14 protein-coding genes are annotated in these 15,408 nt (G+C 59.0%); 7 read left to right on the top strand and 7 right to left on the bottom strand.

What is annotated here, in order from left to right; translation table 11 throughout:
• Positions 1–15 precede the first annotated feature (15 nt).
• The 3 genes from DDZ17_RS17605 to DDZ17_RS17595 all read right to left on the bottom strand — a co-directional run bounded on the left by DDZ17_RS17605 (position 16) and on the right by DDZ17_RS17595 (position 3,623).
• On the bottom strand, positions 16–1,521 hold the full coding sequence (locus tag DDZ17_RS17605) for a hypothetical protein (protein ID WP_157976710.1): 1,506 nt from the start codon (positions 1,519–1,521) through the stop codon (positions 16–18).
• Between the two features lie 100 nt (positions 1,522–1,621).
• Positions 1,622–2,398, bottom strand: a complete 777-nt coding sequence (locus DDZ17_RS17600) for a pteridine reductase (RefSeq protein WP_116368296.1) — start codon at positions 2,396–2,398, stop codon at positions 1,622–1,624.
• Positions 2,391–3,623, bottom strand: coding sequence for a multifunctional CCA addition/repair protein (locus DDZ17_RS17595; protein ID WP_116368295.1), 1,233 nt, complete (start codon positions 3,621–3,623; stop codon positions 2,391–2,393). Before DDZ17_RS17595 ends, DDZ17_RS17600 begins: the two co-directional genes overlap by 8 nt.
• 150 nt (positions 3,624–3,773) lie before the next feature.
• Between DDZ17_RS17595 and galE the strand changes: the two genes are divergently transcribed.
• Complete coding sequence (galE, locus tag DDZ17_RS17590) at positions 3,774–4,787, top strand: UDP-glucose 4-epimerase GalE (protein ID WP_116368294.1); 1,014 nt, start codon at positions 3,774–3,776, stop codon at positions 4,785–4,787.
• A gap of 55 nt (positions 4,788–4,842) precedes the next feature.
• Here the strand turns inward: galE and DDZ17_RS17585 are convergent, their stop codons facing one another.
• The 4 genes from DDZ17_RS17585 to rsmA form a co-directional block, all read right to left on the bottom strand.
• Positions 4,843–6,198 (bottom strand): UDP-glucose dehydrogenase family protein, encoded by a 1,356-nt coding sequence (locus tag DDZ17_RS17585; protein WP_116368293.1) that lies wholly within the window; start codon positions 6,196–6,198, stop codon positions 4,843–4,845.
• A gap of 88 nt (positions 6,199–6,286) precedes the next feature.
• The gene (locus tag DDZ17_RS17580; RefSeq protein ID WP_116368292.1) at positions 6,287–7,105 is read right to left on the bottom strand and encodes a symmetrical bis(5'-nucleosyl)-tetraphosphatase; all 819 of its coding nucleotides are present in this window, start codon (positions 7,103–7,105) and stop codon (positions 6,287–6,289) included.
• A complete protein-coding gene (gene apaG / locus DDZ17_RS17575; protein WP_479680797.1) occupies positions 7,105–7,512 on the bottom strand; it encodes a Co2+/Mg2+ efflux protein ApaG in 408 nt (135 codons plus the stop codon). The genes DDZ17_RS17580 and apaG overlap by 1 nt, the downstream gene beginning before the upstream one ends.
• 10 nt (positions 7,513–7,522) lie before the next feature.
• Positions 7,523–8,308: a 16S rRNA (adenine(1518)-N(6)/adenine(1519)-N(6))-dimethyltransferase RsmA gene (gene rsmA, locus DDZ17_RS17570; RefSeq protein WP_116368291.1), complete on the bottom strand. Its 786-nt coding sequence runs from the start codon at positions 8,306–8,308 to the stop codon at positions 7,523–7,525.
• Between the two features lie 146 nt (positions 8,309–8,454).
• Between rsmA and DDZ17_RS17565 the strand changes: the two genes are divergently transcribed.
• The 6 genes from DDZ17_RS17565 (at position 8,455) to DDZ17_RS17535 (ending at position 15,337) form a co-directional block, all read left to right on the top strand.
• A complete protein-coding gene (locus DDZ17_RS17565; protein WP_241505944.1) occupies positions 8,455–9,210 on the top strand; it encodes an ABC transporter permease in 756 nt (251 codons plus the stop codon).
• Positions 9,207–9,944, top strand: coding sequence for an ABC transporter ATP-binding protein (locus tag DDZ17_RS17560; RefSeq protein WP_116368289.1), 738 nt, complete (start codon positions 9,207–9,209; stop codon positions 9,942–9,944). Before DDZ17_RS17565 ends, DDZ17_RS17560 begins: the two co-directional genes overlap by 4 nt.
• A gap of 715 nt (positions 9,945–10,659) precedes the next feature.
• Positions 10,660–11,880, top strand: a complete 1,221-nt coding sequence (locus DDZ17_RS22490; RefSeq protein WP_157976709.1) for a hypothetical protein — start codon at positions 10,660–10,662, stop codon at positions 11,878–11,880.
• Between the two features lie 65 nt (positions 11,881–11,945).
• On the top strand, positions 11,946–13,376 hold the full coding sequence (locus DDZ17_RS17545; RefSeq protein WP_116368286.1) for an undecaprenyl-phosphate glucose phosphotransferase: 1,431 nt from the start codon (positions 11,946–11,948) through the stop codon (positions 13,374–13,376).
• Positions 13,377–13,467: 91 nt separating this feature from the next.
• Positions 13,468–14,538, top strand: a complete 1,071-nt coding sequence (locus DDZ17_RS17540; protein ID WP_116368285.1) for an NAD-dependent epimerase/dehydratase family protein — start codon at positions 13,468–13,470, stop codon at positions 14,536–14,538.
• Entirely contained in the window at positions 14,531–15,337 is an 807-nt protein-coding gene (locus DDZ17_RS17535) for a WecB/TagA/CpsF family glycosyltransferase (protein WP_116368284.1), read from the top strand. The genes DDZ17_RS17540 and DDZ17_RS17535 overlap by 8 nt, the downstream gene beginning before the upstream one ends.
• The last annotated feature ends 71 nt before the right edge of the window (positions 15,338–15,408 follow it).

Genomic DNA, 15,408 nt, shown 5'->3' with positions numbered 1-15,408 from the left:
GATAGTTAGCGCCGATTATTCGGCGAGCATCGCCAGACACTCCGGCGGATTGATCGCCACCAGCAAAAAACCACGGCTTTCGCCGACGATGTCATACAGCCCCGGCCGGCAGGCCGGCGCGCGTGGCTCAACCCCCGTCAGTATCCGGGCGCACACCGGGCGCTGGCGCCTGTCCTGGCTGCCGCACAGCCACACCTTGTTAAACCCCGCCGCCTTTGCCGCCGGCACCCAGCGCGCAGCCCGCGACAGGGACTCCATCTGCCCCGGCGCCAGCCGGTGGTGCCGCTCGATGCGCTCCACGGCCGCGGCTACCGCGGCATCGTCGCTGAGCAGTACGACGCCGGTGTAGTCCCCAGCGGGCTTGGGCAGGGTGTCCAACAGGGCTTGCTGCAGGGTGCTGGTGATTGTGTTGTACCACTTGAGGGCCTGGCGGTTCTGCAGGTACAGCGCGGTGCCAAGGGCAAGCGCGCAGGCCAGCAACAGCGCGGCCTGGTAGCGGTTGCGCAGCGGGGTAAAGAACATCACCACCAGGCAGGCGAGCCACAGCGGGCCGGCGGTGCGAAAGGAAATCACTATCCCCAGCGGCACGGTGAGCAGGTAGTGCACACCGCCCATGCACAGGGCCAGCAGCGCCAGGGGAACAAAGCGCGCTACCCGGTTGCCCATGAGGCTGAGGATGACGGCCCCGGTGGCCAGCGGCACCAGCCATAATTTGCCCAGCAGCGGCTGCAGGTGCTGTGCCAGGTAGTGCAGGGCGCGCTGGCTATTGTCCAGCAGGTCTGCACCGCTTTCGATGTAGTGCGGCCGCCGCCATTCCTCAATGGCGATACCCAGGCCGCCACCGGCCAGGTAGACCGCCAGCAGGGCCGAGCCGTAGCCCACCACAAAGCCCATGGCCCACAGGGGGATGAGCTTCAGCCACAGGGTTTTGAGGTTGGCGGTGAGGTCCTTGCCTGCCAGCCAGTGCAGGTGCAGCAGCGGCAACAGGTAGTAGAGGTGACTGAAACTGCCAAACAGCAACACTGCGAACAGGGGATAGAAGAGCCCGGCGGGCAGGCGCGGGGCCAGCAGTGCCGCCAGCGCCAGCAGGGCAAAGGCGGGCAGGGAAGTGGCCGGCCACTGCAGCTGGTTCATCAATGGTGTGACCTGCAGGGCCAGGCAGGCCAGCAGCAGGGCATAGGCCGGCGAGCCCACCCAGCGGCGCGCGCTGATAAACACAAACAGGCCCCAGCACAGCAGCGCGGCAATGGCCGCGGCCGGCCCCGGTATCAGCCGCAATACCGGAAACAACAGGTAATTCAGCCAGCGGCCCTCGGTCAGCAGCTTGTCGAAAAAAGCCGGCCGGGGCAGGTAGTACATGGCATCGTGGCGATACACGCCAATGTCGGCCAGCTGCAGCACCAGCAGGCTCGCCAGCACCAGGCCGACAAGGGCTGCCAGCCACTGCGCGCCACTCAATGCACCGCCCGGTGGCCGGGCGGGTGCCGATGCGCGCGGCTCCCCGCTAAGCGCTGTGTGCATCATTGGCTTCCTTGGCCTTAACTATGGCCTTGCGCGGATTCTACCGCGCGCCGGTAGCGATGGTCAGAGCCCGCGCCGCGAGTGCCGCTTGCGTTATTGCTCACAGGCCCGCCAGCCCCAGGCCCCAGCCGCCGTCCACCGCCAGTACCTGGCCGGTAATGAACGGGGCATCCAGCCCGAGAAAGGCCACGCTGCGGGCGATGTCCGCCGGCTCGCCCAGGCGTGCCAGCGGTGTGGCCGCCAGGATGGCATCACGACGGCCTTCGTCGTAGGCCGCGTCGTCCTCTGGCCACAGAATGGCCCCGGGCGCCACGCCGTTCACCCGCACCTGCGGGCCCAACTCCAGGGCCAGGCTGCGGGTGAGCGAGGCGAGCCCGGCCTTGGCCGCGCAGTAGGCGTTGAAGTCCTTGAGCGGCCGCGTGGCGTGAACATCAATCAGGTTCACCACGCTGCCGCCTGCGGCGCACAGGGCCGGCAGCAGCGCCTGCACCAGAAAATAGGGGCCTTTGAGGTTGGATCCGAGCAGGGCGTCAAAGTCCGCCTCGGTGGTAGCCGCCAGCGGCGTCGGGGCAAAGCCGCTGGCGTTGTTCACCAGCAGCGCGAGGGTGGGGTGGGCGGCCTGCAGGTCCTTTGCCATGCGCTGGATGGCGCCAACCTGCTGCAGGTCGGCCTGCCACAGGTGGCAAGAGGCGGGCCGCAAGCGGTTGAGCGCCGCCGCCAGTGCCTCGGCCGCCTGCGACGAGCGGTGATAGTGCAGGGCGATATCCAGCCCGCGGCTGTGCAGCTCACGCGCAATGGCCGCGCCGATGCGCTGGGCGCCGCCGGTCACCAGGGCCAGCTCAGCCTTTGCCAGCTCGGCCTTTGCCGGTTCAGCCATCGCCAGCCTCCCTGCGCAGGGCATCCAGGCGTTGCACTTGTGCGGCGGCAATGGCATCGCCCAGCGCTTTGCCCTGCAGGCCCTGCCCGGCAAAATTCGCCGCGCTCACGCCAGCGGCCAGTGCCGCGGCGCGGCGCAGGTAGTCGCCCTGGGGATAGGGCCGGTCCTCCAGCCCCAGGCGGCCGCGGGCATCCGCTTCGCAGGCCAGCAGAAAGTGCTCAAACGCCGCAGGGCGGCGCAGGGCGCCGGTACTGCGCAGCAGCTTGAGCAGGGTCTTGCCGCGCAGTTGGCGGGCGGTGTGGCACAGCAGGTGGTATTCGCACACCGCCAGCGCCAGGTCGCGGTGGCGGTTGGGCACCTTCAGGCGCTGGCAAAGGGCTTTTACCAGCAGCACGCCCCGGTGTTCGTGGGCGATGTGGCGGGGCAGGACATCGGTGGGGGTGGTGCCCTTGCCCACATCGTGCACCAGGGCGGCAAAGCGCACGGCGGTGTCCTCGCTCAGGGCGCCGGCCTGCTGCAGCACCATCAGGGTGTGAATGCCGCTGTCGATCTCCGGGTGATATTGCGCCCGCTGGGGCACGCCGAACAGGGCATCCACCTCCGGCAGCAGCGCCGCCAGCGCGCCGCAGTCGCGCAGCACCTGGATGTACACCTGGGGGTTGCGCTCGCCCAGTGCCCGGTCGGTTTCCACCCAGATGCGCTCCGCAGGCAGGTGGGCCAGCTCGCCCGAGGACACAATGCCGGCCATCAACTGGCGGGTTTCTTCGGCCACCGTAAAGCCGAGGTGGGCATAGCGGGCGGCGAAGCGGGCCACCCGCAGCACCCGCAGCGGGTCTTCCGAGAAGGCCGGCGAAACGTGGCGCAGCAGCCGGGCCTGCAGGTCCTGCTGCCCGCCGTAGGGGTCGATAATGTCGCCCGCCGGGGTTTGCGCCATGGCATTGATGGTCAGGTCCCGGCGCTGAAGGTCTTCCTCGAGGGTGACAGTGGGGTCGTAGTGCAGCGCAAACCCGGTGTAGCCGTTGCCCTGCTTGCGCTCGGTGCGCGCCAGGGCGTACTCCTCCCGGGTGCGCGGGTGTAGAAACACCGGAAAGTCCTTGCCGACCTGCTGGTAGCCCTGATCCAGCAACTCCTGCGGCCGCGCGCCCACCACCACCCAGTCGCGCTCGGTGACCGGGTAGTTGAGCAGGGCGTCGCGCACGGCGCCGCCGACCAGGTAGGTTTGCATGCGAGGGTCCTTGATCTGTCCCGGCACTTTAGAGAGGAATGGCACCTGGCTCAAGCGGGTCAACATGTCGCGATTGCACAGGCCCGCGCGTTGCGCAGGCCCGGTGCCGCCGGCACACTAGGCCTCCCGCAGTCGTCAAGAAATGGCCCCATGTCAAATACCATCCTTGTTACCGGCGGCGCCGGCTACATCGGTTCGCACACCTGCGTTGCGCTGATCGAAGCGGGCTACCAGCCCCTGGTGTTCGATAACCTCAGTAACAGTAGCGAGGAGGTGTTCCAGCGCCTGCAGCGCATTACCGGCCAACGCGTTCCCTTTGTGCGCGGCGACCTGCGCGACCCGGCGGCGCTGGATGCGGTGTTTGCCAGCCGCGACATCAGCGCCGTGATCCACTTCGCCGGCCTCAAAGCGGTGGGAGAATCCGTCGAACAGCCGTTGGCCTACTACCAGAACAACGTGGCGGGCACCCTCAACCTGCTACAGGTCATGGCGGCCGCCGGGGTGGAATCGCTGGTGTTCTCATCCTCCGCCACGGTCTACGGCGACCCGGCCTCCAATCCCATCCGCGAAGACTTTCCGCGCAGCGCCACCAACCCCTACGGCCAGAGCAAGCTCACCATCGAGCACATCCTCGGCGATCTCAGTGCCGCCCGCCCGGATTGGCGAATCGCCTGCCTGCGCTACTTCAACCCCGTGGGCGCCCATCCCTCCGGGCTGATCGGCGAGAACCCCCAGGGCATTCCCAACAACCTGGTGCCCTACATCGCCCAGGTCGCCGTGGGCCGGCGCGAGGCTCTCAGCATCTTCGGCGGCGACTACCCCACCCGGGACGGCACCGGCGTGCGCGACTACATCCACGTCATGGACCTGGCCGAAGGCCACGTGGCTGCCCTGCGTTACCTGCAGGGCAGCGCCGGCCTGCTGAACGTCAACCTTGGCACCGGCCAGGGCGTGAGCGTGCTGGAGATGCTGGCCGCCTTCGAACAGGCCTGCGGCAAAACACTGCCCTACCAGATAGTGGATCGCCGCCCCGGCGACGTTGCCGAATGCTTCGCCAACGCCGACCTGGCCGCCGCAGCCCTCAACTGGCGCGCCAGCCGCAGCCTGCAGGCCATGTGCGAGGATGTGTGGCGCTGGCAGTCGGGGAATCCGCGGGGGTATTGATGGGGGTGGCTGGCACCATTCCCAAAGTCAGCATTAAATAGTTCTTCCAGCCTGGCTATTTTGATGTCGACTTTGATGTCGACACGGATTTGCCCCTGCCAATCCCGTAGTACTCGATGCCTAGCTCTTCCATGTGGGCGGGATTGTAGAGATTGCGGCCATCAAAAATCAGCGGTTCCTTCAATAAGCGCTTCATCTGTTCGAAGTCCGGTGACCAGAATGCCTTCCACTCGGTACAGATGACCAAGGCGTCGGCGCCTTCCAGCGCTTGCTCCTTGTGCTCAGCGATCTCCAACACGCCGTGGTCGCCATAGATACTCCTACAAGCGTTACCCGCCTGAGGATCAAAGGCTTTAACCTTCCCACCGCGGTCCCAGATAGCTTCCAGTACATAGCGACTAGGTGCTTCGCGCATATCATCCGTGTTGGGTTTGAAGGCCAGGCCCCACAGGGCGATGGTTTTGCCCGTCAGATCGTCGCCAAGCCGCTCTACTACCCGCTGGGCCAGTTTGTCTTTCTGGCGCTGGTTGGTGTCGTGTACGGCAGTGAGGATTTCCGCATGGTGGCCGTTCTGGCTGGCGAGGTGCTTTAGGGCTTGTACGTCCTTGGGAAAACAGGAGCCGCCATACCCACAGCCCGGGTAGATGAACTGGTAGCCGATGCGCGGATCGGCGCCTATGCCGCGGCGAACGTCTTCAATATCTGCTCCCACCGCCTCAGCGATATTGGCCATCTCGTTCATGAAGCTGATTTTGGTGGCCAGCATGGCGTTGGATGCATACTTGGTCATCTCCGCGCTTGGCGGGTCCATGGGCATTATCTTCTCGTGATTGCGGTTGAAGGCCTGGTACATGCGCCGCATCTCCCCAAGCACTGCCGGTGAGCGGGTGCCAATGACAATGCGATCTGGGCTCTGGCAATCCGCCACCGCTGAGCCCTCCTTGAGGAATTCCGGATTTGAGGCTGTTTCCACTGCAACGTTGCGCTGTTGCTCGCGTAAGGCTCGTTCGATGTGAGCCTGCACCGCATCGGTGGTGCCCACGGGTACAGTCGACTTGGTGATGACAACTTTGCGGCAGGTCATATGCTGCGCAATGGTTGAGGCGACCTGCATTACATAGGTGAGGTCTGCAGAGCCATCAGCTTTGGCGGGTGTCCCCACGCAAACAAACAAATAGTCGCTTGCTTGAACAGCCATGTTGGCGTCTGTTGTGAACGACAACAGCCCATTGTCCATACCGCTGCGAAGTAGGTTTGATAACCCCGGTTCATAGAAAGGAACCTCGGCATTGTTGAGGCGATTGACTCGGGCTGCGTCAACATCCATACAGATTACGTGGTGACCGACATCGGCAAAAATGGCTGCCTGGACAAGGCCTACATAGCCACTGCCGAAGATAGAAATATTCATTGATCAGTATTACCAGTGTTACAGAAGGGGAGAATTTGCTGTGGACATAAAAGCTGCAATATAAAGCAGGAAGAGGTGTAAATGTAGCCTAGGTTGTTTTCCCATCCCTGCAGCGGCACCGCGTCCACTCGCCCGTTTCCAGGCAGTACATCGACAGCGAACCACCCCACACGCAGCCGGTATCCAGGCCGATCACGTTGGGCCCTTCCGTCTTGCCCTCCAGCGAGGCCCAGTGGCCAAACAGAATGCGGTCGTTGCGCGTTTTGCGGTGGGGGTGGCTGAACCAGGCTGTCACCTTCTTGCCGCTGGTGGGCACCGGGCCCTTGCTGATCAGATCCAGTTCGCCTTCGGCGGTGCAAAAGCGCATGCGGGTGAGGTAGTTGGTGATGGTGCGCAGGCGGGGCATGCCGGTGAGCTCGTCGGACCAGATGGCGGGCTCGTTGCCGTACATCTGGCGGAAGAATTCGGTGCAGTCGGGGCTTTGCAGCATATCCTCCACCTCCTGGCCCCGGGCCAGGGCGTCTTCCACGCTCCACTGGGGCGGGATGCCGGCGTGCACCATGGTGAAGCCGTTCTCGTAGTGGATCAGCGGCCGGTGCAGCAGCCAGTTGAGCATGGCGTCCCGGTCTGGCGCGGCGAGGATTTTGTCCAGCGTATCCGAGCGGCTGGGCTGGCGCACGCCGGCGGCCACCGCCAGCAGGTGCAGGTCGTGATTGCCCAGCACCAGTTCCAGGTTGTCCCGCATATCGTACAGAAAACGCAGGGTTTTCAGGCACTTGGGGCCGCGATTGATAATATCCCCCACCGACCACAGGCGGTCCCTGTCGGGGTTGAAGCGCACCCGCTCCAGCAGGCATTTCAGCGGCTTCAGGCAGCCCTGAATGTCGCCTACAACATAGGTGGCCATCAGTGTAGGGCCGTGGGGGTGTGCAGGGTAAAGGGCGGAATGGGCACTTCAAAGGCCGGCATGTCGGTGGGGTCGATGTCCGCGTCCAGGGGCGCGATCATCGTGTAGCTGCCCTCCATGCATCCCACCGGCGTTGGCAGCGTGGCGCCGCTGGTATAGCGGAACTGCTCGCCTGGGGGGATGACGGGCTGCTCGCCCACCACGCCTTCGCCGCGCACCTCCTGCACCTCGTCATTGGCGTCGGTGATGATCCAGTGCCGCGACAGCAACTGCACCGGTACCGCACCGTTGTTGCGGATGGTGATGGTGTAGGCAAAGGTGAACTGGCCGGCCTCCGGCTGGGAATGGCTGGGCAGATAGGTCGTCTGTACGGTGACCCGTACCTGCTCGGGCTTGATGTCGGTCACGCGGGGGTCCTTACAGGGCGTTGGCGATGCGGATGAAATCCACCAGTGCCAGTGTCTCTGCCCTGCAGCCTGGGTCAAGCCCCAATTGCGTCAGGCCGGCATCATCCATCAGGCCCTTCAGATTGTTGCGCAGGGTTTTGCGCCGCTGGGCAAAGGCGGCCTGCACCACCCGCTTCAACTGCGCCGGGTCGCAGTCTGGCCAGGGCGAGCGCTGGCGCGGCACCAGCCGCACAATGGCAGATTGCACCTTGGGCGGCGGGTAAAAGGCCTCCGGCGGCACATCAAACAGGTGCTCCACCTCGCACAGGTACTGCGCCATGATCCCCAGCCGACCCCAGGCCTTGCCGCCCGGCTCCGCCGCCAGCCGCTGCACCACTTCCAGCTGCAGCATGAAGTGCATGTCCTGGATCAGCGGCGCAAATTCCAGCAGGCGGAAAATCAACGGTGTGGAAATGTTGTAGGGCAGGTTGCCCACCACCCGCAGCGGTTTGCGGTCCGCGGCCAGCGCCGCAAAGTCGAACTTCAACGCATCCGCGCTATGCAGCTTGAAGCCGGGGTAAATGCTGAACGCCGCCAGCAGGCCCGTGACCAGGTCCCGGTCCAGCTCCACCACATCCAGGCGGCAGCCAGAGGTAATCAGCGCTTCGGTGAGGGCGCCCTGGCCAGGGCCGATTTCAACCAGATGGTCATCACTCGCAGGCTGAATGGCATCGGCAATGCGGCCGATCACCGTGGCATCCTGCAGGAAGTTCTGGCCGAAGCGTTTGCGGGGGAGGTGGGCGGTGTGACGTGTCATCTGGCTATTCTATCCGGCAGCACTCGCGCATACCACGTTAAAAGCCGGGTTCCCTGCGTGGCGGGCCTTTCTGGTAGACTGCGCCACCAAACCACCACCACCGGACGCCAGCCAGCCCCTGCATGTCACCCTCACAATACTTCCGATTGATTGATGTTCAGGCAAAGATGCTGCTAAAGGCAGAGGCGTCCAGATTCAGCCTTGGCTACCTATGGTGGTTGATTGAGCCGATGCTGTGGGTTGCAGTGTTTTACCTGGTGTTCAACGTGATACTGGAATCGCCCCGCAGCGGCACGGAGTTCCTGGTATTTCTTTCCACCGGAAAGCTGGCATTTATCTGGTTCTCCAAGGCGGTATCGCAGGCGTCAAACAGCATTGTGAACAGCCAGGGTCTTGTGGCTCGTATCAACCTGCCGAAAAGCCTTTTTCCAATGGCTGTAGTTCAGGAGAGCTTATACAGGCAGGCGGCAGTTTATTCATTGCTGGTGGCCGTGCTGCTGATCTTCGATTATCCCCCGGCAGTGGGGTGGCTGTGGATGCTGCCGCTGATAGCGGTGTTTTATTTAATGATCGTCGCCTGTGCACTGATAGGGGCCTATCTGGTTTGCATGGCGCGGGACTTCTCTAACCTGATTCCGCTGGGTATGACATTCCTCCTGTTTACTTCGGGGGTCTTCTGGGATGTCCGCGAAATCGAAGACCCAGAAAAACTGAGTATGGTGCTAAACATCAACCCCATTGCATTCGTGCTTGATGCACATCGGCAAATTCTGATGTATGGCCAGGCTCCCGACCTTGATCATCTGTCTTATATAGCTATTGTTTCCATAGCCGCAATTGTCGCGATGCTTGCCTTGATGCGGCGCCACAGCCAGCTACTGGCCCTGAAGGTGCTCACATGACGGACGTCATGGGGAGTCACCGGCCTGTCTTGCTTGAGCTGGATAATGTGACGCTGGATTATCGATCCAGCAAGGACACCTACGACCAAGGGGTGCACCACGTACTTGATCGGGTATCGCTAAGGCTTTACGAGAACGAAACCCTGGGCATTATCGGCCGTAATGGGGTAGGTAAAACGACAATCCTGCGCATCATGGCCGGCATACTGGCTCCCACCAGTGGAACGGTGCGCATGGAGAAAGGTAAAACAGCCTCCCTCTTGTCGATAGGATTGGGATTCAGGAATGAACTGTCCGGCCGTGACAATGCGCTGCTGGCTGCAATGCTGCAAGGCGCAAACAAGCGGCAGGCATCGGGGTTTCTTGAAGAAATTAAAGAGTTTTCCGAACTTGGAGACTCCTTCGAAGAGCCGGTGAAAACCTACTCTGCGGGAATGCGTTCCCGCCTTGGCTTCACCACCGCGCTGATGACGCATGTCGATATTCTGCTGATTGATGAAGTGCTGAGTGTTGGTGATGCGCAGTTCAAGCAGAAAGCTCAGGCTGCGATGAAGGAGCGGGTTAAGGGGGAGCAGACGGTGGTGTTTGTGTCCCATGTGGAAGCCCAGGTGAGGGAGCTTTGCGATCGGGTAATCTGGATCGATAAGGCCAAGGTGTGCTGTGAAGGGGAGGCCGGCTTGGTGCTTGATGAGTACAGGGCTTCGCTGCGGCCCGAGTCACAACCGAGGGCGTAGGCTACAAGGCTCGTTAAAAGATAGTCGGCGCCAGAGTGTGGCTCGACGCTAACTGTCCCACCGGACTTAAGCTTCTCCAGTGTGAAGCCATTGAAAATTGTCAGATATTATTAGATGTCAGCTAATAGGGATATAATTCATCAGAAATTGCTTGATGGGCCGTTCATTGTTGCTCTTTCGTACTAAGTAGTAGCTTTTTTAGTTGAATTTTCATTCGACTGCGGGGGCAATGTCGAGAAATTCATGTGCCAGTAGTTCGTTCGTAGAGGAAAATCCATGTCCGAAGATTTCTCATACCTTGCGCAGAAGATAGCTGACGCTGATTTTCAGAATCAGCGTTTTCGCCATATTCTTACTCGCGACTTTCTGGCGGATGAACATTTTTCTCGCATCCGGAATTGCACCTCGGTGCGATGCGCGTCGTAAAGCTCTCACTTATATGGGCAATATACATGCTCACGAAGATCCAGAAAGCCAGAAGATCTCTGCGGTGGGAGCGCCTCGACCTGGTAGGAGCCAATGCTGACTCCAACGCTGGGGAATTTAAGTATGACGTTAAGCAGCTGTTAAAAGTTATGGCTGGTAGTGTCAGCAAATCCAACACCTAATGTATATATGGATTTGAATTTTTCAGGACACTTGGTTTCTTGAGTGAGCGGGGATTTAGTTGGTCTTATTAGGTTCGCTGTTGTCGGAGGCGGGGTGATACTGGCAGATGGTTGATAGACTTTCGATTACTAACACCCAATTTCTGAAATCCTTGCTTATTGCATTCTTAGGTGTGGTAGCTTCTTTTGTCTTGTGGTGTCTCATTGTATTTCTGCTGTGTGAGAAGGGCTTTCCTACATCGACAGCCGCGCCTGCGAGGTTGTATGAAATAGCGGGGAACCACTTTCGGCCGTTGAAATTTGGTGATGGTGGATTTCAGAATGCTTCGGTAGTTATTTCCGGGTTGAAAGATGGCGAAGCTATTCTTGAGGCCAGAGTTTCTGTTCGCGCAGAACAATTTCCATTGATTAGTCTCGAAACTCGCGGTATGCATCCGGGGCTGGATTTGGTTCTTTTCTGGAGAACTGATCAGAATTCTGGCGTTACAAATCAAGTAGAGCTAGAGGTTAGTCAAAGCGGTAACTATTGGTACAACCTCGCGAATGATTCCAATTGGAAAGGATTGGTTACAACGGTTGCTCTGGGTGTCTACGGTGACCTGCGAGAAGAGCCTTTTTTACTTGAAAAAATGGCTTTTCACTCTTTTAGCAGCTCGGGTATAGCTGCATCGGTCTGGGGTCAGTGGACTGCGTTTTCTGGGTGGTCGCAGCGATCTATAAATAATTTAACAACGGTCTTTGGAGGCGGTAGCGTTAATGCAGCGCCGGTGCTCGCCAGTTGGGCCTTACTTGGCATGGCTCTCACTGCCATGCTCTCTTGGGTGTTCAAGGCGAAAATTGTTTTGTCGTGCGTGATCGCAGGAGCTGTTCCGTGGCTGGTTTTCGATGGTATGTGGCAGTCCAGCCTGAATGCCCAGTTGCACGAGATACGGCTGACTTACAGTGGGAAAAGCGATGAAGAAAAGCACCTGGTGGCACCAGACGCAGTTTACTACAAATACGCCAAGCGCCTGAAAGACGAACGTTTGCCTTCTGAGCCCTCGAGGATCTTCCTGCTAAGTAAGAGAGAGGGGCACGACTACGAACGTTTGAAGATTCAGTATTATCTACTTCCGCATAACATATACAACTACGGCCTTATCCCGCCCCATCAATATGTCCGCAGCGGTGATTATTTACTCCTGATCGGGGAGCATGACCCGGTATACTACAACGAGGAAAAAGGATTTATCGCCTGGCTCCGCGGCATCACGATTCCGGTCGAGCCAGTGGACTATGATCAAATAGGCACGCTGTACAAGGTGGTAGGCGATAGTGTCGTCCACTGATCGCAAGCGGTCTGTTGTGCGACTAATAAAGCTGTGCTCACGAGTGTGTTCGAAGTTCTTTCTTTATGAATAAAATTAAAAAATCCGATGATAACGCTATATTCAGCCGATTGAAGTCTGAGCGGGCAGTTTACGCGCTTTTTCTGGAACTGCTGGATGTAGTCATCATTTTCCTGGTGTTGTGGGCAACATCTGAGTTTTTCTATGCTTGGGACACGCATTACATGGTTGCCAGCATGTTTGCGGCTATTTGTTTTGTTATTTTCGCTAACCAGTCGGGACTCTACCAAGTACGAACGGGTGAGGGGGCGGCCTCAATGCTGTTCAGGCTTTTTCAGGTATGGGGGCTGGTAGTGATGGCTTCCGTTTTACTCGCCTATATGACAAAGACCTCGGCACTCTTTTCGCGCTTCGCTGTCGTTACCTGGTTTGTTTCAACGCCTCTGTTCATGGCACTGACAAGGCGGATCTTGAGCGCGTTGGGAGGAGGCGCAAGAAAGCGAGCGCAGAAGGTAGAGCGGGCTGTGATTGCCGGTATTTCCGGTGTCGGGCTAGAAGTGGCGAGAGCGCTGGTTGACAGGCCGGATTTAGGGATCGAATTGATTGGCTTTTACGACGAAACGCCTGATATCAATGCGCGAACCAGTGGTGAGCTGCCTGTACAACTGCTGGGAAACTTCTCTCAACTGGTTTTTGACGCCCGCGCAGCAAATTATGACACCGTGTTCTTGACCGGATCGTTACAGTCTCCTGAACATCTAAAGGTGTTGGTACATGATTTGGCCGAAAGTCACGTCAGCCTCAAGTACATTCCGGATATTTTTGCGCTCAACCTTTTGCACTCACGTGTTTCCGATGTGGGGGGAATACCCTGTATTAATGTCTACGATTCGCCCCTTGATGGCATCGGGCGGGTTATCAAGCGGATCGAAGACGTCGTACTGAGTCTTATCATATTGCCTATCATTGGTGTCCCGATGTTGGTGATAGCGTTGTTGACAAAGATGACGAGCCCCGGCCCGGTCATGTTCAAACAAAAGCGCTACGGTTTCCGTGGCGAAGAAATCACTGTCTGGAAGTTTCGTACAATGCGGGTCTGCGAAGAGGGCGACAGAGCAGTCCAGGCTACCAAAAATGACCCCAGAGTGACTCCCATGGGTGCGATTTTGCGCAAGACCTCGCTGGATGAACTGCCCCAGTTTCTCAATGTGCTGATGGGGGATATGTCTATTGTCGGGCCCCGGCCTCATCCGCTGGCCCTGGATGATGAGTTTAAAACTTTTATTGAGGGGTACATGCTCCGGCATACCGTCAAGCCGGGGATTACCGGTTGGGCGCAGGTTAACGGTTGGCGGGGAGAGACCGATTCGCTGGAAAAGATGGAGCAGCGGGTGCAGCACGACCTTCACTATATCCGCAACTGGTCGGTCTGGTTCGACCTGCAGATCATCGTAATCACCGTGCTCAAGGGTTTCACTGATCGGAATGCATATTGATAATGACGGTTCGGCCAAGGTGGCCATCTTGCCGGCAAGGGGATAAAGCGTAAATGAAACAGCAAATGATATTCGTAAAGGAGGTATCCCAGTGTCGATTGTAGTGGTTACCGGTTCAGCGGGATTGATCGGATCCGAGGCGTGTCGTTTCTTCGCCGGCCTGGGAATGGAAGTGATCGGTATCGACAACGATATGCGTCAGGTGTTTTTTGGTGCAGAGGCGTCTACTGAATGGAATCGTAAATCCCTTGAGAGGGATTTGACGAGCTACACGCATCTGGAGTGCGATATTCGCGACACCGAAGCTATTGACTCAGTATTCAGGAAGTATGGCAGCGCCATCTCACTTGTAATCCACACCGCTGCACAGCCCTCCCATGACTGGGCTGCGCGCGATCCCTTTGCTGACTTCTCGGTAAACGCAAACGGGACATTGAACCTGCTTGAAGCCTGCCGCCAGCATTGCCCGGAGGCGGTATTCATCTTTACCTCTACCAACAAGGTCTACGGTGACTTGCCGAATGAGCTGCCGCTTGTTGAGCTCGACAGCCGCTGGGAGATAGACGCATCACACGCCTATTCCGGCGGAATCGCGGAAGATATGAGCATCGACCAGAGCACCCATTCGCTATTCGGGGCGAGCAAGGTCGCAGCTGACGTGCTTGTTCAGGAATATGGGCGCTACTTCGGCATAAGGACGGCTATATTCCGCGGCGGCTGTTTGACAGGGCCGAACCATTCGGGAACCCAGCTTCACGGCTTCCTCGCCTATCTGATGAAGTGCGCGGCGACAGGCGACAAGTACACGGTGTTTGGCTATCGCGGCAAGCAGGTGAGGGACAATATTCATTCCGCAGATTTGATTGCCGCCTTTCACGAGGTTTACAAGTCCCCCGACGTGGCTGCTGTATATAACATCGGCGGTGGCCGCCAGAGCAACTGCTCGATGCTCGAGGCAATCACAATCTGCCAGGAGATCACTGGCCGTGAATTGGATTACAGCTATGCCGAAGATAACCGCAAAGGCGATCATATCTGGTACATCAGCGATCTTTCACGGTTCAAGACCCGTTACCCGGGGTGGGATATCCGCTATGACGTCCCGGCTATTTTGACGGAAATTTTCGAACTGAATCGAGAACGCTGGTCCCGTGATGATTGATAAGGGCCGGCACAATGTACTGGGCGTAGGCGTGTGTGCCGTCGACTACGAAACGGCGGTCGATCGCATTCTTGAAGCTGCTTCAGAAGGCAAGACGCTTGGTGTGAGCGCGCTCGCAGTGCATGGTGTGATGACTGGTGCCATGGACTCGGAGCACGCCGCACGCCTCAATGCGCTCGATCTCGTCGTGCCCGATGGCCAGCCCGTGCGCTGGGCGCTGAACTGGCTCTACAAGCTGGACTTGCGCGACCGTGTCTACGGCCCAGATCTTACCCTTAAGGTCGTGGAAGCCATGGCAGCAGCGGGCCATGGCATGTTCCTTTACGGTAGTACTCCTGAGGTGCTTGCGCAGTTTGAGGCGAATTTGCGCAAGAAGTATCCGGGGCTAACAATCAATGGCACGGCCCCCTCCGCCTTCAGGACTGTGTCCGAGGAGGAGCAGCGGGAAATCGCCAGAACCATCCAGGCATCCGGCGCCAAAGCTGTGTTGGTTGGGCTCGGCTGCCCGCGCCAGGAAGTCTGGGTCTACGAGCATTTGAGCCTGCTGGACATGCCGATGCTGGCCGTTGGTGCCGCTTTTGATTTTCACGCCGGCTTGTTGCCGCAGGCTCCGCCCTTTATGCAGCGCTATGGACTTGAGTGGTTATTTCGGTTGTATCAGGAACCGAAGCGGCTATGGAGGCGCTATTTGTTTCTCAATCCAGCTTTTATATACCAGCTGATCAAGCAAAAAACTGGTTGTTTCGGCACGGGGGCTGGTCGCGAAAGCCGGGCGCCAAGGTTCAAGGGTTACGCCTAACGGCGAATCTCCATGGAGTTTTATGAGCCTGCAAACCACCTTGGATTTCGGACGAGTTCCGTCCGTTTTAC

It is taken from the genome of Parahaliea mediterranea (assembly GCF_003402235.1).
In the GTDB taxonomy this organism is placed as follows: Bacteria; Pseudomonadota; Gammaproteobacteria; order Pseudomonadales; family Halieaceae; genus Parahaliea; species Parahaliea mediterranea.
The sequence above is the reverse complement of the archived record's forward strand: the minus strand, read 5'-3'. Positions and strand labels throughout refer to the sequence as shown.